Annotated in this window: 24 protein-coding genes and 1 pseudogene; 11 read left to right on the top strand and 14 right to left on the bottom strand. The window is 67.2% G+C overall.

Annotated features, from left to right (window positions below; translation table 11 throughout):
• Positions 1-12 precede the first annotated feature (12 nt).
• Genes H8F27_RS05560 through bchM form a run of 6 tightly spaced genes read right to left on the bottom strand, consistent with a single transcriptional unit; the run spans position 13 to position 3,658 of the window.
• Complete coding sequence (locus H8F27_RS05560) at positions 13-1,623, bottom strand: phosphoenolpyruvate--protein phosphotransferase (protein WP_197151957.1); 1,611 nt, start codon at positions 1,621-1,623, stop codon at positions 13-15.
• Positions 1,613-1,915: an HPr family phosphocarrier protein gene (locus tag H8F27_RS05555; RefSeq protein WP_197151955.1), complete on the bottom strand. Its 303-nt coding sequence runs from the start codon at positions 1,913-1,915 to the stop codon at positions 1,613-1,615. The genes H8F27_RS05560 and H8F27_RS05555 overlap by 11 nt, the downstream gene beginning before the upstream one ends.
• Positions 1,912-2,064 carry a hypothetical protein gene (locus H8F27_RS05550; protein ID WP_197151953.1) on the bottom strand — a complete coding sequence of 51 codons (153 nt, stop codon included), beginning with the start codon at positions 2,062-2,064 and terminating at the stop codon, positions 1,912-1,914. Before H8F27_RS05550 ends, H8F27_RS05555 begins: the two co-directional genes overlap by 4 nt.
• A gap of 12 nt (positions 2,065-2,076) precedes the next feature.
• Positions 2,077-2,274: a PTS-dependent dihydroxyacetone kinase phosphotransferase subunit DhaM gene (locus H8F27_RS05545; RefSeq protein ID WP_197151950.1), complete on the bottom strand. Its 198-nt coding sequence runs from the start codon at positions 2,272-2,274 to the stop codon at positions 2,077-2,079.
• A gap of 51 nt (positions 2,275-2,325) precedes the next feature.
• Positions 2,326-2,922: a dihydroxyacetone kinase subunit DhaL gene (gene dhaL / locus H8F27_RS05540; protein WP_197151948.1), complete on the bottom strand. Its 597-nt coding sequence runs from the start codon at positions 2,920-2,922 to the stop codon at positions 2,326-2,328.
• 19 nt (positions 2,923-2,941) lie between these two features.
• Positions 2,942-3,658 (bottom strand): magnesium protoporphyrin IX methyltransferase, encoded by a 717-nt coding sequence (gene bchM / locus H8F27_RS05535; RefSeq protein ID WP_197151946.1) that lies wholly within the window; start codon positions 3,656-3,658, stop codon positions 2,942-2,944.
• A gap of 93 nt (positions 3,659-3,751) precedes the next feature.
• On the opposite strand from bchM, the gene H8F27_RS05530 reads away from it, so the two are divergent.
• Both H8F27_RS05530 and H8F27_RS05525 read left to right on the top strand, forming a co-directional pair.
• Positions 3,752-4,021, top strand: a complete 270-nt coding sequence (locus H8F27_RS05530) for a type II toxin-antitoxin system VapB family antitoxin (RefSeq protein WP_197151944.1) — start codon at positions 3,752-3,754, stop codon at positions 4,019-4,021.
• Positions 4,021-4,425, top strand: a complete 405-nt coding sequence (locus H8F27_RS05525) for a type II toxin-antitoxin system VapC family toxin (protein WP_197151943.1) — start codon at positions 4,021-4,023, stop codon at positions 4,423-4,425. Before H8F27_RS05530 ends, H8F27_RS05525 begins: the two co-directional genes overlap by 1 nt.
• On the opposite strand, the gene H8F27_RS05520 is transcribed toward H8F27_RS05525, so the two are convergent.
• Positions 4,379-5,599 (bottom strand): N-acetylglucosamine-6-phosphate deacetylase, encoded by a 1,221-nt coding sequence (locus H8F27_RS05520; protein WP_370594470.1) that lies wholly within the window; start codon positions 5,597-5,599, stop codon positions 4,379-4,381. The two genes, H8F27_RS05525 and H8F27_RS05520, sit on opposite strands and share 47 nt — an antisense overlap.
• Before the next feature lie 68 nt (positions 5,600-5,667).
• Here H8F27_RS05520 and purE point away from each other — a divergent pair, with 68 nt between their 5' ends.
• Entirely contained in the window at positions 5,668-6,174 is a 507-nt protein-coding gene (gene purE, locus H8F27_RS05515; RefSeq protein ID WP_370594495.1) for a 5-(carboxyamino)imidazole ribonucleotide mutase, read from the top strand.
• Entirely contained in the window at positions 6,174-7,253 is a 1,080-nt protein-coding gene (locus H8F27_RS05510; RefSeq protein ID WP_197151942.1) for an AI-2E family transporter, read from the top strand. Before purE ends, H8F27_RS05510 begins: the two co-directional genes overlap by 1 nt.
• On the opposite strand, the gene cysC is transcribed toward H8F27_RS05510, so the two are convergent.
• A complete protein-coding gene (cysC, locus tag H8F27_RS05505; protein ID WP_197151940.1) occupies positions 7,237-7,893 on the bottom strand; it encodes an adenylyl-sulfate kinase in 657 nt (218 codons plus the stop codon). The genes H8F27_RS05510 and cysC overlap by 17 nt on opposite strands.
• Positions 7,894-7,972: 79 nt before the next feature.
• On the opposite strand from cysC, the gene H8F27_RS05500 reads away from it, so the two are divergent.
• Both H8F27_RS05500 and H8F27_RS05495 read left to right on the top strand, forming a co-directional pair.
• Positions 7,973-8,386 (top strand): nucleotidyltransferase substrate binding protein, encoded by a 414-nt coding sequence (locus tag H8F27_RS05500; RefSeq protein ID WP_197151938.1) that lies wholly within the window; start codon positions 7,973-7,975, stop codon positions 8,384-8,386.
• Positions 8,383-8,706: a nucleotidyltransferase domain-containing protein gene (locus H8F27_RS05495; protein ID WP_197151936.1), complete on the top strand. Its 324-nt coding sequence runs from the start codon at positions 8,383-8,385 to the stop codon at positions 8,704-8,706. The genes H8F27_RS05500 and H8F27_RS05495 overlap by 4 nt, the downstream gene beginning before the upstream one ends.
• Here H8F27_RS05495 and H8F27_RS05490 read toward each other — a convergent pair.
• From H8F27_RS05490 to H8F27_RS05480, 3 genes are all read right to left on the bottom strand, one after another.
• Positions 8,678-9,136 carry a TA system VapC family ribonuclease toxin gene (locus H8F27_RS05490; RefSeq protein WP_197151934.1) on the bottom strand — a complete coding sequence of 153 codons (459 nt, stop codon included), beginning with the start codon at positions 9,134-9,136 and terminating at the stop codon, positions 8,678-8,680. The genes H8F27_RS05495 and H8F27_RS05490 overlap by 29 nt on opposite strands.
• A complete protein-coding gene (locus H8F27_RS05485) occupies positions 9,133-9,417 on the bottom strand; it encodes a CopG family transcriptional regulator (protein ID WP_197151927.1) in 285 nt (94 codons plus the stop codon). The genes H8F27_RS05490 and H8F27_RS05485 overlap by 4 nt, the downstream gene beginning before the upstream one ends.
• 85 nt (positions 9,418-9,502) lie before the next feature.
• Positions 9,503-9,829, bottom strand: coding sequence for a translation initiation factor (locus H8F27_RS05480; RefSeq protein WP_197151921.1), 327 nt, complete (start codon positions 9,827-9,829; stop codon positions 9,503-9,505).
• Positions 9,830-9,942: 113 nt separating this feature from the next.
• Here H8F27_RS05480 and H8F27_RS05475 point away from each other — a divergent pair, with 113 nt between their 5' ends.
• The gene (locus H8F27_RS05475) at positions 9,943-10,179 is read left to right on the top strand and encodes an AbrB/MazE/SpoVT family DNA-binding domain-containing protein (RefSeq protein ID WP_197151919.1); all 237 of its coding nucleotides are present in this window, start codon (positions 9,943-9,945) and stop codon (positions 10,177-10,179) included.
• Complete coding sequence (locus H8F27_RS05470; RefSeq protein WP_197151917.1) at positions 10,179-10,577, top strand: type II toxin-antitoxin system VapC family toxin; 399 nt, start codon at positions 10,179-10,181, stop codon at positions 10,575-10,577. The genes H8F27_RS05475 and H8F27_RS05470 overlap by 1 nt, the downstream gene beginning before the upstream one ends.
• Positions 10,578-10,701: 124 nt before the next feature.
• On the opposite strand, the gene H8F27_RS05465 is transcribed toward H8F27_RS05470, so the two are convergent.
• Positions 10,702-11,073, bottom strand: a complete 372-nt coding sequence (locus tag H8F27_RS05465; protein ID WP_197151916.1) for a diacylglycerol kinase — start codon at positions 11,071-11,073, stop codon at positions 10,702-10,704.
• Positions 11,074-11,181: 108 nt separating this feature from the next.
• On the opposite strand from H8F27_RS05465, the gene trpB reads away from it, so the two are divergent.
• Both trpB and H8F27_RS05455 read left to right on the top strand, forming a co-directional pair.
• Entirely contained in the window at positions 11,182-12,453 is a 1,272-nt protein-coding gene (gene trpB / locus H8F27_RS05460; protein ID WP_370594469.1) for a tryptophan synthase subunit beta, read from the top strand.
• Positions 12,454-12,508: 55 nt separating this feature from the next.
• Entirely contained in the window at positions 12,509-13,861 is a 1,353-nt protein-coding gene (locus H8F27_RS05455; protein ID WP_231596538.1) for a glutamine synthetase, read from the top strand.
• Positions 13,862-13,958: 97 nt separating this feature from the next.
• Here the strand turns inward: H8F27_RS05455 and H8F27_RS18200 are convergent.
• A pseudogene (locus tag H8F27_RS18200) lies at positions 13,959-14,405 on the bottom strand (DUF2252 family protein); the annotation flags it as partial.
• A gap of 308 nt (positions 14,406-14,713) precedes the next feature.
• Here H8F27_RS18200 and H8F27_RS05445 point away from each other — a divergent pair.
• Positions 14,714-14,866 carry a type II toxin-antitoxin system HicB family antitoxin gene (locus tag H8F27_RS05445; RefSeq protein WP_231596537.1) on the top strand — a complete coding sequence of 51 codons (153 nt, stop codon included), beginning with the start codon at positions 14,714-14,716 and terminating at the stop codon, positions 14,864-14,866.
• A gap of 59 nt (positions 14,867-14,925) precedes the next feature.
• Here the strand turns inward: H8F27_RS05445 and H8F27_RS05440 are convergent, their stop codons facing one another.
• Entirely contained in the window at positions 14,926-15,186 is a 261-nt protein-coding gene (locus H8F27_RS05440; protein WP_255517738.1) for a DUF433 domain-containing protein, read from the bottom strand.
• Between the last annotated feature and the right edge of the window lie 66 nt (positions 15,187-15,252).

Genomic DNA, 15,252 nt, shown 5'->3' with positions numbered 1-15,252 from the left:
CAGTGTGTGGGCTCAGCTCCTGCCACAGCTCAGTTGGGCCAGGTGGCGTTTGGTGGCACCCAGCCAGGCTGGCGCCACCGATAGCCGGCGCAAGCCTGCGTTCAGCAGGGCGGCCAGGTGGTTGGGATCGCCCGCCATGTCGCCACAGAGGCTCACCGGAATTCCCAGGCTGGCGCCGGCTTTCACCACCTGCTCGATCAAGGCGGTCACAGCGGGATGGGCGCAGTCGTGCAGGGAGCTCACGCTGGTGTTGTCGCGGGCTGCAGCCATCACGTACTGGGTGAGGTCGTTGCTGCCGATCGAGAAGAAGGCGGCGCGGCTGAACAACGCCGGCTTGATCGCCACAGCCGGCACTTCCACCATCACCCCCAGCGGTGGCCGGCGGGCAGGCAGCCCCTCGGACCGCAGGTCAGCAACGGCTTTATCCAGCAGGGCGCTGGCCGCGTCCAATTCGGCCGGCAGGGTCACCATTGGCAACAGGATGCGCAGGTCTCCTTCGCAGGCCGCCCGGGCCAGGGCCCTCAGTTGCACCTCAAACAGGGCGGGATGGGCGAGGGAGAAGCGCAGGCCCCGGCAGCCGAGGAACGGGTTCGCCTCCTCGGGAAGGGACAGTCCTGGAATGGGTTTGTCGCCGCCGGCATCGAGGGTGCGGATCGTCACCGACCGGCCATCGGCCCACTCCAGGATCCGCCGGTAGGCCTGGAACTGCTGGTCTTGCCTGGGCAGCCCCTGGCTGAACAGAAATTCGCTGCGCACCAGCCCGATGCCGTCGCAGCAGCCCGGATTCAGGCCAGCCAGGTCTTCCACGCCGTTGATGTTGAGCTGCAGGTTGATGGCTACGCCATCGCCCGTCCGGGCAGGCCCCATCACGTAGGGATCCCCCGCTGACAAGCTCGCCGGATCCTTTGGGGCATGGGCCATGCGCGCTTGTTCTACAGGATCCGGGCTGAGCACAACGCGGCCGCTATCGCCATCCACCAGGGCCAGTTGATGGCCGGCGGCATCGAGAGGACCCAGCCCAACCACCATGGGAATCCCCCGCGAGCGGGCCAGCAGGGCCAGATGGCTGGCTGCACTGCCCCGGCGCAGGGCAATGGCTGAGCCGGGATGCCAGGTCCAGCTCAGAAACTGAGAGGGGCTGAGGTCATCGGCCAGGAGCACGGTCGCGCCAGGCTGCTGATTCAGCGGGCCGGCCGGGGTGCCGTTCAGTTCTGCCAGTACCCGGTCGCGCAGATCGCATAGATCACTGGCCCTGGCGGCAAATAGGGCATCGCCTGAGCCTTCGAAGTCGGCAATCAGGGGGGCGGTGGCCAACGTCCAGGCGCTGCCGGCCGGGCTGCCGGTCGCAATGGCCTGCCAGGCGGGTTCGGCCAGGTTGGGGTCCTCCAGCATCGCCACCTGAAAGGCCAGGATCTCCCCTGCTTCGGAATCCGCTTGTGCCACCAGGGTGTTGAGCCCCCCGATCGCCGCCCTGATGGCCTGCTCAAGGCGGGAGCGCTCGGCAGCCGGATCTGCCTTGGTTTCTTGTGCTGGGGTGCCTGGAGAGAGTGTTGGCAGGAGCTCCTCCAGGGGGGCCAGGGCCAGCCCTGGGGCGGCCGCCTGCCCCTTCCGCTCAGTGGCCACTGGCATTGCTTGGTGACTCTCCCTCGCTTGGCCCATCCCCCAGCAGGCTCACCAGGGCGGTGAGAGCCGCTTCCGCGTCCGTTCCCGTCGCCCGCAGATGCACCAGGCTCCCGGGCAGCAGACGGCCGGCCATCAGCTTCACGATGCTGCCCGCATCAATCCAGGGACCGGCGGCATCCAGGCTGATCTCCACCGCACAGCAAAAGCTGCGCACGAGCTGGGTGACCCGCACTGCCGGGCGGGCATGGAGACCGTTGTCTGCGCTCAGACGCACCGTGCGGGTGAGGGTCATGGTTGCCAGGCTTCCGCGCTGTCGCGTACCTGCTCGAGGCTCGAGCCGCAGGAGGCTTCGGTGGCCGCCACCAAGGCCCCCTCCACGATCGCCGCCCGACAGACCACCACCCGAGCTTGGCGCTCTGGAGGCAGCAGCTCGATGGGCATGGCGCTGTTGAGTTACGCCCCGCCCAGGTCGGCCAGGATCGCCACCCCCCGTTCCGACCAGGCCGTCTCGATTGCGGTGAGAATCGCTGACACGTCGGTGCCCAACCCGCCGCTGGGGTTACCCCCACACCAGGCCAGGGGCACCGAGGTGCCCACCATCTGTTCCACGATCGCGGCGGTGCCCCGGGCCACGTCGGCGGAATGGGACACCACCACAATGCCTACGGGACTGAGTTGATCCTCAAGGGGGGGCAGCTGGGTTCATGGCTGCTGGGCCGCTACCGCGGCGGCGGCCGCGATCAGCAGCGCACTGGAACGGGCTCCGGGATCCATGTGACCGATTGAGCGCACCCCTAGAAAGGCAGCCCTGCCGCGCTGGGCCTGCATCGGGATCGTGGCCTCTGCCGCATTGAGGGCCGCAGCCACAGGGTCCTTCCCCTGCTGGAAGGCCTCCAGGGGGGGGGCCAGCGCATCGATCATCGTTTTCTGGCCCCGCTCGGATTTGCCGCGGAGTTTCAAGGCGGTGAGGGCCGCGGCCAAGGCGGTGCAGACCTGCTGGCGATTTGCTCCGGCCGGCAGTTCCTTGCCCAGTTGGAGGAAGAGGGTTCCGTAGAGCGGGCCGGAAGCACCGCCCACCGTCATCACCAGGGTCATCCCCACGGCCTTGAGGGCCTCGGGTAAAGGTTGGCCCGCCAGGGATGGCAGTTGGTTGAGCACGGCCTCGAAGCCGCGTCGCATGTTCAGGCCATGGTCGCCATCCCCGATCGCCCGATCCAGCGCAGTGAGCTCATCGGCGTGGCTGATCACCGCCTCGGCAAGGGCCGCGATCAGCTTCTCGACATCGGTATCGACTGGCATGGTCACCCCCAGTTTTTCCTCAGCGCTTCTCAAAGGAGAGCAGCCTGGAGAAGTAGAAGGGAGCCTGGTTGAGGCTGCGGCGCCTGAGCACGAAGCCGGCGGCCTCGGCGGCGGCCACAATGCCGTCCTCCCGCAGGGTGTAGGCCCGAGTGGTCTTGCTGGGGCCGGGGAACAGCTGGCCGATCCCCTTGAGCAGGGCCAGCAGCGGCGTGTAGGGCGCAAAGCTCACGATCAGGTGCCGCTCGGCCATCGAGGCCAGGTGGCGCACCATCGCCTCGGCCGGGGCCTGGGGGTAGTGGATGAACACATCCAGGCAGATCACCGTGTCGTAGCGACCCTCCAGGCTCTCCAGATCGGAGGCCAGGAAGCTGATCTGGCCGGGCTTGACGCCCAGCTCACCAGCGCGGCGCTGGGCCTCTTGCACCATCGCAGCGGAGAGGTCGGAGGCGGCGATCGAGCCAGCGCCTAGCTGGGCCAAAGGCAGCGTCAGGCTGCCGACGCCGCAGCCGGCATCACAGAAGCTGCGCTGCTCCAGATTGTCTTGCTCCTGCAGCCAGGCCAGCACGTTGTCAACGGTCTTCTGGTGGCCGATGCGGATGTTGCGCTGAACCTTGTTGACGTCGTCTGAGCTGCTGTAGATGCGGTTCCAGCGATCGAAGCCGGTGGTTTCGAAGTAGCCCTTCACCTCGGCTTTTTCGGCTGCTGTTTCGGCTGCTGTCTTGGCGGCGGTAAGCATCGAGCGCGGCACAGGGCCTCGGGATGGGCCGGATCCTAGGGAGCAGCTCCGGCGAGCGCCCATGATCGCGCGACGTGTCTACACGGCCTGGCCATGGCGCTGAACATTCGCAATCCAGAGGCAAACAGGCTTGCAGCGGAGGTGGCTGCTCTCGCTGGAGAAAGCAATACCGTCGTCGTGATCCTGGCCCGCGAGGAACGTCTGCAGCGGCTACGCCGCCAGCAGACGGCCCGTCCTGATGCCCAGGAGCTCCTCGCCAGTCGTCTTGATCAGATCGCCCTGAGCTGTGCTGCCAGGCCGAGGCGCGACCAGCGCACGGCAGAGCAGATTCTCGGCTACGACGCCGGTGGCCTGCCCTCCTGATGGTGATTGACACCTCTGCCGTGCTGGCAATCCTCCAGGACGAGCCCGAGGGCAGTGCTTTCAACACCGTGATTGCCGCCGCCGAGAGTTGCATGCTCTCGGCGGCGTCCCTCATAGAGCTATCCATCGTGCTGGAAGCTCGCTTAGGCCCTGACGGCCAGCGCGATCTGGATCTGTTCCTCAGCACGGCTCAGATCAACATGGTGGCTGTTGATCGCGATCAGGCCGAGCTCCCCCGCAGGGCCTTCGGCCGCTACGGCAAAGGCCGGCATCGTGCTGGCTTGAATTTCGGCGATTGCTTCTCCTACGCCCTGGCCAAGGGGGTTGGCGTTCCTTTGCTGTTTAAGGGCAACGATTTCAGTCATACCGATCTGGAGTCGGCCTGGAACCCCGCTGCCAGCTGAGCGCGTCGCCTGACGCGCTCCAGCGCAGGGTCTCCACCAGGGGGGTACCTACAAGCATTTGGGGCAGGTTGCGGTCTTCCCCCAGCACCCGCCGGGGCGTGATTGTGGCTGCGGCGATCGCCTGCTCGGGTCGCACGCCCCAGCTGGCCAGGCGCCGCACCCCCTCCAGCAGCGGCAGGGTGACGCCGGCCAGGGTGCCGTCCTGCAACCGGCAGCTGCCGTCGGCCACGATCAGCAGGCGCTCATCCCAGCGGTGCTGGCCTTCGCCGAGGCCGTAGGGGGCCAGGGCATCGCTCACCAGCACCAGCTGCTCTGGAGCCAGCCGCTGCAGCAGCACCGCCATGGTGGGCTCCACGTGCACCCCATCTGCGATCAGGCCGATCGCGATGTCGCCGCGCAGGGCCGCGGCCGCCACCGGCCCTGGCGCGCGCCGGTGCATGTCAGGCATGGCGTTAAAGGCGTGGGTGAGCATGCTCACGCCGGCAGCGAAGGCGGCGTGGCTCTGGGCTTCCGTGGCCGCGCTATGGCCCAGGCTCACCACGATGCCCCGCTGCCGCAGGGCGGCGATCACCTCTGCGGATCCGTCGAGCTCCGGGGCGAGGGTCACCAGATCGATGTCGTCTTCGAAGCCTTCGATCCGCTCGGCCAGGGCCGCAAGGCTCGGTGCGGCCAGGTGCTGGGCAGGATGGGCGCCGCGCCGCGTTGGCTCTTGGAAGGGGCCCTCCAGGTGGGCGCCCAGCAGCTGGCAGCGGCCGGGCTGGTGCCCTGCCCGCGCTTGCTCCAGCACCGCCAGGGCCTGGCGCAGCGGCGCCACGCCGCAGGTCACCAGGGTGGGGCAGATCGCTTCGACGCCGTCGCGCCAGAGCAACTCCAGCAGCGTCTCCAGTTGCGGAAGATCGGCCGGAGTGAGTTCAGGAAAGGCCAGGCCCAGGCCGCCGTTGATCTGCAGATCCACCCCGGCCGGGCTGAGCCAGTCGCCGCCCCAGTCGTCGCCAGCGGCGCTGCTGCCGGCCGCCAGGGGCTCGACCACGCCGATCAGGTCGTCGTCGTCGAGGCCGATGCGCCAGCGCTGCTGCGCGCCGTGGCTGCAGCGTTTGGCCTGGGGCAGGCGCACATTGCTGAGCCAGCGCATGGGCAGGAGTGGCGCCGGAGCAGCCAGAAGGGACAATGCCATTCTCTGCCTGCGGCGGCGTGGTTGCGCTCTCCTCATTTGACACCCCGCGGACTGCAGACGCCTCGCGGGTGGCCGTCGTGATGGGCAGCGACTCCGACCTGCCCACTATGCAGCCGGCGGTGCAGGTGCTGGAGCAGTTTGGGGTGGAGTTGGCGGTGCGGGTGCTTTCGGCCCATCGCACTCCCCTGGAGATGGTGGAATTTGCCCAGATGGCCCGCGAGCTGGGCTTCAAGGTGATCATCGCCGGCGCCGGTGGGGCGGCCCACCTGCCCGGGATGCTGGCCTCCCTCACGACCCTGCCGGTGATCGGCGTGCCTGTGCAAACCCGAGCCCTCTCCGGTGTGGATTCGCTCCACTCGATCGTGCAGATGCCAGCCGGCATCCCGGTGGCCACCGTGGCGATCGGCAACGGGCTCAACGCTGGCCTGCTGGCGGCCCAGATCCTCGCCACCGCCGATCCGCGCCTGGCCCAGGCCATCTCGGATTACCGCGACGGGCTCCATGGCCAGGTGCGTGCCAAGGATGCCCGCCTGCAGCAGCTCGGCAGCCGGGCCTATCTGGAGCAGATGGGCTGATGCTTGAGCGGCTCGTTCTGCCCCCCTGGCTCAAGGCCGGCCTCGCCCTGCCCCTGCTGGTGCTCAACCTTTGGGTGCTGCGCCAGTTGCTGCTTCCCCTGTCTCCCTTCCCGGCCCTTTTTGTGGCGGCGGCATTGATCGCCTTTCTGTTCGATCTGCCCAGCCGCTGGTTGATGGGCCGCGGCCTGCCGCGGCTGCTGGCCTATGGCCTGGTGGTGGGGGCCAGCCTGGGCCTGATGGCCCTGGCGGCGGTTTGGCTGGTGCCGCGGCTGATTGAGCAGCTGGGCGAGCTGATCACGGCCCTGCCCACCTGGTTGGCCCAGGGGGAAACCCTGCTGCAGCAGCTTCAGGCCTGGGCGGCCTCGCGGGGTCTGCCCAGCGATTTCGGCGACCTCAGCAGCGAACTGCTCACCCGCACCAGCCTGCTGGCCCGCCAGTTGAGCCAGCAGCTGCTGGGCCTGCTGGGCGCCACCTTGGGGCTCACGGTCAACACCGTGATCGTGCTGGTGCTGGCGGTGTTTCTGCTGCTGGGCGGTGAGGGCATCAGTGCCGGCCTGGCCCAATGGCTGCCGCCGCGGGTGCGCCAGTTGGTGATGACTACCTTGAATCGCACATTCCGCGGCTACTTCGCCGGCCAGGTGCTGCTGGCCCTGATCCTCAGCGCGGCCCAGATCCTGGTATTCACCCTGCTGGGCATTCCCTACGGCGCGCTCTTTGCGGTGGCGATCGGCTTCACCACCCTGATCCCCTATGCCAGCGCCGTCACGATCGTGGCGGTGAGCCTGTTGCTGGCCCTTGACGATCCCCGCACTGCCCTCGAGGTGCTGGCGGCCGCCATCGCTGTCGGACAGGTGGTGGACCAGGTGATCCAGCCTCGTCTGATGGGCCGGATCGTGGGCCTCGAGCCCGCCTGGCTGCTGATCAGCCTGCCGGTGGGGGCCAGGCTGGGCAGCCTGCTGGGTTTGGGGGATCTGCTGGGCCTGCTGCTGGCGGTGCCGGTGGCCAGTTGCGCCAAAACCTTTCTGGATGCCTGGGGTGAGCAGTTGCGGGCGGGGGAAGCGCTCAGGCCGCCGGGCTGATTAACCCCTGGGCTTCCAGGTAGCCGACTACCTGGGTCACCGAATCCCCCAGGCTCTGGGAACCGGTGTCCAGCCGCAGCTCCGGAGCCTCGGGGGCCTCGTAGGGGCTGGAGATACCCGTGAACTCCTTTATCTCGCCGGCCCGCGCCTTGGCGTAAAGCCCCTTTGTGTCGCGCTGCTCGCACACCTCCAGGTTGGCTGCGCAGTGGATTTCGATGAAGTCACCGGCGTCCACCAGGGCTCGGGCCCTGTCGCGATCAGCCTTGAAGGGCGACACGAAGGCCGTGAGCACCACCACCCCCGCATCCAGAAAAAGCTTGCTCACCTCGCCGATGCGGCGGATGTTTTCCTCGCGGGCGGCGTCGGAGAAGCCCAGGTCTTTGCAGAGGCCGTGGCGGATGTTGTCGCCGTCGAGCACGTAACAGGCCAGGCCGCGCGCAAACAGGGCCGAGTTCACCGCGTTGGCCAGGGTGCTCTTGCCCGAGCCGCTCAGGCCCGTGAACCAGAGGATGGCGCTGCGATGGCCCCGTTGCTCGGCCCGGGCGGCCCGATCCACCGAGGTGTGGTGCCAGGCGATGTTGGTCGAGGCTCCCTGGGTTGTGACTTCGCCGTAGGTCGGGTTGGTGGGAGCGGTAGTCATCGGCGAGGTACACAGGCGCGTTCAGGCGGCCATTGTGGCTGCCGGCGGCAGAATGGCTTGAGGTTGCGGGCGGAAGGGAGTGGCAGATGCCGATGTGCGCTGGCAGCAGCGGTTTGCCAATTTCCAGGCGGCCCTGGATCAGTTGGAGGGTTTCTTCGAGCCGCCTGCTCTCAACGAACGGGAGCAGCAGGGTTTGATCAAAGCCTTTGAGTATTGCTTTGAGCTGGGCTGGAGCACCCTGCGCGATCTGCTCCTGGCTGAGGGCAATGCCGATCTGCTCGGCTCGCGCGACACCTTGCGCCTGGCGTTCAGCCGCGGCCTGATCGATGATGGAGAGGCCTGGATGAGGATGATCCAGGATCGCAATCTCACCAGCCACACCTACAACCGGGTCACGGCTGAGCAGATCGCCGCCCAGGTGGCGGGCTGTTATCTAGGTTGTTTTCAGCGCTTGCGTGCCCGCCTGCTGCAGCGGCTGGCGGATCCGACATGAGTTCCTCTCTGAGCCCTGAGGCGACTGTGATTCCCGGCCTCTCGCTGGCCGCCTCCGAGGCGTTGCTGCGCACCCTCCACAGCAGCCCCCGGGTTGAGGAGGTGTGGCTGTATGGGTCGCGGGCTATGGGGCGCCACCGCCCTGGATCCGACGTGGACCTCACCCTGGTGGGTCACCAGCTCAGCCATCCCGATCGCCTCGACCTGATGGAGGCCATCGATGCGCTGATGTTGCCCTGGAGCGTCGACCTCTCGCTCCTGGCCGAGCTGCCCGCCGACCTGCGAGCCCATGTCAGCCGGGTGGGGCGCCGATTGCTCTGACGTCGTTGAGTGGATTGATCCAGTGCAGGCCAGGAAAGCGACTGAGATCGCTGTCGTTTGAGTGCACGGTGGCCTGGTTTTCGATGGCCAGGGCGGCGATGTGGGCATCGGTCATCAGGGCCGCAGTGAGCACGCCGGCTTCGCCAAAGCTCGTCAGGATGCCGAGGTGGCGCGGGCCTGGCTGGAGGAGCAGCACCGCCGGCTGATCCAGCCAGGAGCGCACATGGTCCAGGGCTGTTCCAACGCCCATGGGCCGCGGCAGCACAGCCCGGCTGGTCATGATCCGCAGAAAGCCCAGGGCCACAACCCAGGGGATCGCCACGGGCTGGCGTCCGCGCATGCCCTGCTCCCACCACGTCTTGGCCTGCTGATGGTGGGGGGCGTCGGAGTTGTATGCATACACCAGCAGATTGACATCGGGAATGATCACGATGAAGGCTGCCCCTGGGTCTTTTGGACAACCGAGAACTGCTCGACCTCGAGTTGATCCAACAATTGGTTGAGCCGCAAAGGGTCAATGCCCGGCAGCAACCCGCAGGACTGGGGCTGCACCACAAACGGCCGGTCGTCGGCTGCAGGGGGATGTTCCCCTGCCGACAGCCCTTGGCGGATCACCGCATTCACTACTTCTTTGAAGCTTCGCCCTGAAAGGCGAGCTGTGCGATTGAGTTCGGCGGCGAGATCGTCGTCCAGGGTCAGCGTGGTGCGCACAAATTACCTTTCAGCCAGAGACATCATGATGCCTTGCCCAAGGCGCGTCAAGATGGGTGGACAGCAAGGGCTTGGGTCTGCGTGCTCAGCCCCCCGCCTGCTTGGGCCGGTAGCCGGCCTGCTCCAGGGCTGAGATAGCTGGAGCCACCTGGTCTCCCTGCAGCTCGATCACCCCGTCTTTGACGGTGCCGCCTGTTCCGGCAAGGGCCTTGAGCTGTTTGAGCAGCGTTTTCAGCTCGGCTTCCGGCGCCTCAAGGCCCGTGATCGCCGTCACCAGTTTTCCGCTCTTGCCTGCCTTGGTGCGCTGCACCCGCACCCTCTGCTGGGCCTTGGGGGTAGTAGCGCCTGTGGTGGGCCTGGCCGTGCTTGCGGCGTTGCTGCTGAATTCCTGCCAGCCGCCCTTCTTGGCCATGCCGAAACCTGCGCCTATCTACGCTCCGGAGTCTGACCGGGCCGCCTTCCCCCGGATCGCGCTGGCACCGGTAAGATTCTTACCGGTGTTCTGGAACGGCCTCCGCTGCCACCATGCGCATCACCAGTAAGGGCCAGGTCACGATCCCCCAGGCAATTCGTGAGCAGTGCGGGCTGTTGCCCCACACCGAGGTGCGCTTCGAGCTCGAGGAGGGGCGACTGACTCTGGTGAAACAGGACCCACCCGGTGGCCGGGGTGAGGAGGGATTGCGCCTCCTGCGGCAGGCCCGCCTGCGCACCCGCCTCAGCACCGATGAGCTCCTGGCCCTTTGCCGGGGTGAGGAGCAGTAATGCTGTTTGTGGATTCGAACGTGATCCTCGACGTGATCACGGCGGATCCCCACTGGGCCGCCTGGAGTGCCACCCAGCTCGCCCAGGCCCTCGATGCCGGGCCGGTGCTGATCAACGCCATCGTTTACGCCGAGATCGCTTTTGCCAGCGACGCCATCGAGGCGGTAGATGCGCTTCTGCCGCAGCACCTCTATGCCTATCGGTCGATTCCCCGCGAGGCCTCCTTCCTCGCCGCCATGGCCCACGCGGACTACCGCCAGCGCGGAGGCCAGCGCTCAATGATCCTTCCCGATTTCCTGATCGGTGCCCATGCCCTGCTGGAGTCCACAGGACTGCTCACCAGAGATGAGCGTCGCTATCGCCAGGCATTTCCTGGTTTGAGATTAATCCTGCCCTGAGGGCCGACTCTTTAGGTGACCACCACCGATAGAACGAGCTGGTATGCCCCTGCAAAAGCTGGATTGCTCCGCTGTTCAGTAGACGGCTGCGTGCTGACGGCATACCTCCTTCTGGGGATGGCGCTCAGCTTTCCCTAGTCAGCAGCAGGCGCCAGCCCTCGATCAGCATCACGATCACCCAGGCCCCCATGCACACGCTCACGGCGGCGGCGATGTCCTTGGTGGCCCCGATCTGGGGAGCGCGTTCCGGCTGCACGTAGTCGCACAGCTCCTCGATGGCCGTGTTGAGCAGTTCGGCTGCCAGCACCAGCGCTGTGGTCACCAGCACCAGACCGAAATCCAGCCAGGCCCGCTGGGCAAAGGCGATCGCCAGGAGCCCCGCTGCAAGCACCACCTTGTAAGCCACGGCCTTGTCGCGCATGGCCAGACGCAGGCCGTGGCAGATCACGCGCATTTTGCGCAGCGGTTCGTAGGGCCTGGGGGTGGTGGTTGGCATAAATCCATCATCCACCCGCCAGCTTGGGAAGGCCCGTGATCTCTCCTACCTCTTTGCGCCCTTGGCCATGGCCCCTTCTTACGCTGCAGTGATCTTGCTCCGCCGCCGGTGACCAGCACCGTTTCCCCCTTGCACGCCGCTGGCAGCCCTGATCCGGCCTCCCTGGCCCTGGATGCACGCCCCAACAGCCTGGGCCGCTATGGCCAATTCGGCGGCCAGTATGTGCCTGAAACCCTGATCCCCGCCCTGGCGGAACTGGAGCAGGCGGCGGCTGAAGCCTGGGCCGATCCTGCCTTCACCGACCGGCTCAACCACCTGCTGCGCACCTATGTGGGGCGGCCGAATCCCCTATATGAGGCCGAGCGGCTCAGCGAGCACTACCGCCGGCCCGAGGGCGGCCCGCGCATCTGGCTGAAGCGCGAAGACCTCAACCACACCGGCGCCCACAAGATCAACAACGCCCTGGGGCAGGCGCTGCTGGCCCTGCGCATGGGCAAAAAGCGGATCATTGCCGAAACCGGTGCCGGTCAGCACGGCGTGGCCACCGCCACCGTGTGCGCCCGCTTCGGTCTGGAGTGCGTCGTCTACATGGGCGCCGAGGACATGCGCCGTCAGGCCCTCAACGTATTCCGCATGCGGCTGCTGGGGGCGACGGTGCAGCCGGTCACCGCCGGCACCGCCACCCTCAAAGACGCCACCAGCGAGGCCATCCGCGACTGGGTGACCAACGTGGAGAGCACCCACTACATCCTTGGTTCGGTGGCGGGTCCCCATCCCTACCCGATGTTGGTGCGCGATTTCCACGCCGTGATCGGCGAGGAAACAAAGCGCCAGTGCCAGGAGGCCTTCGGCCGTCTGCCCGACGTGCTGGTGGCCTGTGTGGGCGGCGGCTCCAACGCTATGGGCCTGTTCCATCCCTTCGTGCAGGACACGGCCGTGCGCCTGATCGGCGTGGAGGCCGCCGGCGATGGCGTGGCCACCGGCCGCCATGCCGCCACGATCACCGAGGGCCGGGTTGGCGTGCTGCACGGCGCCATGAGCCTGCTGCTTCAGGACGACGAGGGGCAGGTGCAGGAGGCCCACTCGATCAGCGCCGGCCTCGATTACCCCGGGGTGGGCCCCGAACACAGCTACCTGAAAACCATCGGCCGGGCTGAATACGGCGCCGTCACCGACACCGAGGCCCTGGATGCCCTGCAACTTCTGTGTCGCCTCGAGGGCATCATCCCGGCCCTGGAAACGGCCCATGCCTTCGCCTGGCTGGAGAAACTCTGCCCCAGCCTGGCCCCCGGCACCGAGGTGGTTCTCAACCTCTCGGGTCGCGGCGACAAGGATGTGAACACCGTGGCCGAGAAGCTGGGCGACCAGATGGGGGGGTGAGCCCCGGCCGGGGCAATCATGGCCGCAGTGCAGCGGCCTGCCCGTGCCTAATCCCTTGTCCCCGCCGGTTGCCGCCCTCGCCGATCAAGGTATCCGCTGGGTGGCGATCACCTGGGTGAACCATGCCGGGGCGCCGCTGGTGAAGGTGGTGCCCCTGGCGGCTTTTGATACGGCGGCTGCCGTGGGGGTGGGCTTTTCGCCGGTCTCGGATGCCTTCCGCGCCGATGGCGCCATCGATCCGTCCCATCGCCTGGCCAAGCCGGACGGCGATCTGCGTCTGCGGGCCGCTGCCGCTGCCCTGGCGCTGCTTGAGCCCGGCAGCGGCTGGGCCTGGGCGCCGGGGGAACGCTTCGAGCGCTCCGGCGAGCCCTACGTGGGCGATCAGCGCTCCTGCTGCCGTCTGCAGCAGGAGCAGCTTTACCAGGCCGGCGTGGTCCTGCGGGCCGGCTTCGAACTGGAGTGGCTGGTGGCCAGCCATCGGCCCGATGCCGACCCCCAACCGGCCATTGCCGGCGGCCCCTACGGCGCCGATCGGCTGGTGGAGGGGCTGGATTACGCCACGGCCCTGCTCGATGCCCTTGAGGCCGCCGGCATCCCCTGGCTGCAGTTCCACCCTGAATACGGCGCCGGCCAGTTTGAGCTGTCGCTCGCTCCAGGCACGCCCCTGGAGGCTGCCGACCGGTTGGTGCACGCCCGGCTGGTGATTCAGCGGGTGACGCGCCGCTTCGGTTGGCACTCCGGCTGGCGCTGCAGTTTCAGTCCCAAGCCCAGCCTGGAGCGGGTGGGCAATGGGGGCCATCTGCACCTGAGCTTGCAGCGCTATGACCTGCCGCTGCTCCAGGGGGGCGCCGGCCCCGGCGGCCTTACCGACGCGGGTGGCGCAGTGCTGGCGGCCCTGCTGGAGGAGCTGCCGGCCCTGCTGGCCCTGGCCTGTCCCCTGGAGATCTCCTACCGGCGCCTGGCACCGGGGTCCTGGTCGGCGCCTTTCCAGGTGTGGGGCATCGAGAACCGGGAGGCGGCCCTGCGCCTGATCCCCACGGCCGCCGATGGGGCCGCCGCCCACCTGGAACTCAAGGTGGTGGATCTGGCGGCCAATCCCTACCTGCTGCTGGCGGCCGTGCAGGGGGTGGTGCTGGCGGGGCTGGAGCAGGCCAGGCCCCTGCCGCCGCCGGTAAGCGGCGATCCTGCCCGTCTGCTGGCCGGTGCGGCGGTGCGGCTGCCCGCCAGCCTGGCCCAGGCCTCAGCCGCCTTTGCCGCCAGCGCCCTGTTGCGCCAGGCCCTTGGGGAGGAGCTGCACGGCTCCCTGCTCGACAGCCAGGCCGCCGAGGTCCGCCGCTGCACAGGCCAAAGCGAAGCTGAGCTGGCCGCGGCGGACGCCTGGTGGCCGCTGGTGGGGGGTCTCCCCTGATCTGTTGGGGTTCCGCTTGCCTTCTACTGATTGTGCTGAGACCCCTTGCTACTGGAGGCGCCTGGCGTTGTCTTGCCGCGAATGGGGCTAAGTCGAAGGCGTGGTCTCCGCCAATCCAGGCAGCGATTGGGGCGGCCTTGCTGGAACGGGCATGGGCCTTGGCCAACACCCAGGCGCACAAGCGGCCGTAGTCGGTGATGCCCTTGTGGCCGAGTGCTTCCAATTTCACGGATCCTTTCCAGTCACGAAAATGGCGCCAGATCAGATCATCTCCATTCGGACTGGTGGCCCAGCCCAGAAACGGATCGCTGTGGGTCTGCATTAACCGCTGCCCCTGATGCGGCCAGGTCCCCGGACTGTCTGGGGGTTGCAGCACCGATGGCAAGGCCTGCTTCCACTGCAGGGTCAGCACATCCTCCTCGTGGGGCCCGAGCCACAGCCCGATCGAGCAGCGGGTGCCTACCGACGCCACACCAACCGCTTTCAGCGCCCAATCGCTCCACTGGAAATAGCCCAGTAACTGCTGAATGTGGGAGGGAATCAAAGCGCTGGAGGATCGGCGGCTGATGGTTGAACAGCAAGCGGCCTTCAGAATTGCGATGGCACAGGCGTTCTGCGGCGTGCAATGTGTCGCGTTCGCGGGCCGCAGCCGTGACGTCGCGCAGTTGCCCGCGGAAGCTGCGTGATCCTGAATCCTTAAGAACCTTCTTCAAGTTGATGCGAGCTCCCCACATCTGCATCAGTGGCAGACCCGCCAGCCATTCGATCCCGGAATCTGGCTAAGTTCAAGCCATCACGAGGAACGGGCAGTGTCGTTCGAGATGCGTTTGCCAGCCAGCCGAGGGCTGGTCGGTGAGTTGCCTAGATCTGCCCGGTTGCCACTCCCAGGGTGACACCCGGGACGAAGCCCTGGCCAACATCCGCGAGGCCATCGGTCTTTGGCTTGAGGTGGACGCAGAAGAAGCCGGCCTCCAGCAGGTGGAAACGCTGGAGCTGGCGATCTGAATGCCTCCCTTGCCCGGCATCAGCCAAAAGTAAGCGGTTCGTGTGGTCCAGAAGTTGGGCTACCGCATCGTGCGGGAGTCAGGCCACCTGAACCTGAGCAATGGGGAACGCCGGCTGACTCCCCAGTAATTCCGAGACCTGCTCTGAACGGAGGAGGCATGGGCCACCAACCGGGCTGACTCGGGCGTGACCCCAGCAAAGAGCTCCAGAAACTCAGCCAGGGAGATCCCGTCTTCAAGGTTTTCGAAGAGCGCTGCCACCGGAACCCTGATGCCGCGAAACACCCAGGTACCAGTGACGCTTTGGGGGGCTCGCTCCACCGCGTTGCAGCCAGCCCAGCAGAATTCTGCTCGCGTGCGTATGGCCCCATCGTGGCCCTTAGGGTA

Source organism: Synechococcus sp. CBW1108, from assembly GCF_015840335.1.
Classification (GTDB): Bacteria; Cyanobacteriota; Cyanobacteriia; order PCC-6307; family Cyanobiaceae; genus Cyanobium_A.
The sequence above is the reverse complement of the archived record's forward strand: the minus strand, read 5'-3'. Positions and strand labels throughout refer to the sequence as shown.

Excerpts from the sequence above, each read along its gene's own strand:
- H8F27_RS05480 (WP_197151921.1), bottom strand. The coding sequence starts at position 9,829 with ATGGCCAAGAAGGGCGGCTGGCAGGAATTCAGCAGCAACGCCGCAAGC.
- H8F27_RS05530 (WP_197151944.1), top strand. The coding sequence starts at position 3,752 with ATGGCGCTGAACATTCGCAATCCAGAGGCAAACAGGCTTGCAGCGGAG.
- dhaL (WP_197151948.1), bottom strand. The coding sequence starts at position 2,922 with ATGCCAGTCGATACCGATGTCGAGAAGCTGATCGCGGCCCTTGCCGAG.
- H8F27_RS05510 (WP_197151942.1), top strand. The coding sequence starts at position 6,174 with ATGCTTGAGCGGCTCGTTCTGCCCCCCTGGCTCAAGGCCGGCCTCGCC.
- H8F27_RS05495 (WP_197151936.1), top strand. The coding sequence starts at position 8,383 with ATGAGTTCCTCTCTGAGCCCTGAGGCGACTGTGATTCCCGGCCTCTCG.
- H8F27_RS05550 (WP_197151953.1), bottom strand. The coding sequence starts at position 2,064 with ATGCCCATCGAGCTGCTGCCTCCAGAGCGCCAAGCTCGGGTGGTGGTC.
- H8F27_RS05465 (WP_197151916.1), bottom strand. The coding sequence starts at position 11,073 with ATGCCAACCACCACCCCCAGGCCCTACGAACCGCTGCGCAAAATGCGC.
- cysC (WP_197151940.1), bottom strand. The coding sequence starts at position 7,893 with ATGACTACCGCTCCCACCAACCCGACCTACGGCGAAGTCACAACCCAG.
- H8F27_RS05555 (WP_197151955.1), bottom strand. The coding sequence starts at position 1,915 with ATGACCCTCACCCGCACGGTGCGTCTGAGCGCAGACAACGGTCTCCAT.
- H8F27_RS05525 (WP_197151943.1), top strand. The coding sequence starts at position 4,021 with ATGGTGATTGACACCTCTGCCGTGCTGGCAATCCTCCAGGACGAGCCC.
- bchM (WP_197151946.1), bottom strand. The coding sequence starts at position 3,658 with ATGCTTACCGCCGCCAAGACAGCAGCCGAAACAGCAGCCGAAAAAGCC.
- H8F27_RS05520 (WP_370594470.1), bottom strand. The coding sequence starts at position 5,599 with ATGGCATTGTCCCTTCTGGCTGCTCCGGCGCCACTCCTGCCCATGCGC.
- H8F27_RS05475 (WP_197151919.1), top strand. The coding sequence starts at position 9,943 with ATGCGCATCACCAGTAAGGGCCAGGTCACGATCCCCCAGGCAATTCGT.
- H8F27_RS05470 (WP_197151917.1), top strand. The coding sequence starts at position 10,179 with ATGCTGTTTGTGGATTCGAACGTGATCCTCGACGTGATCACGGCGGAT.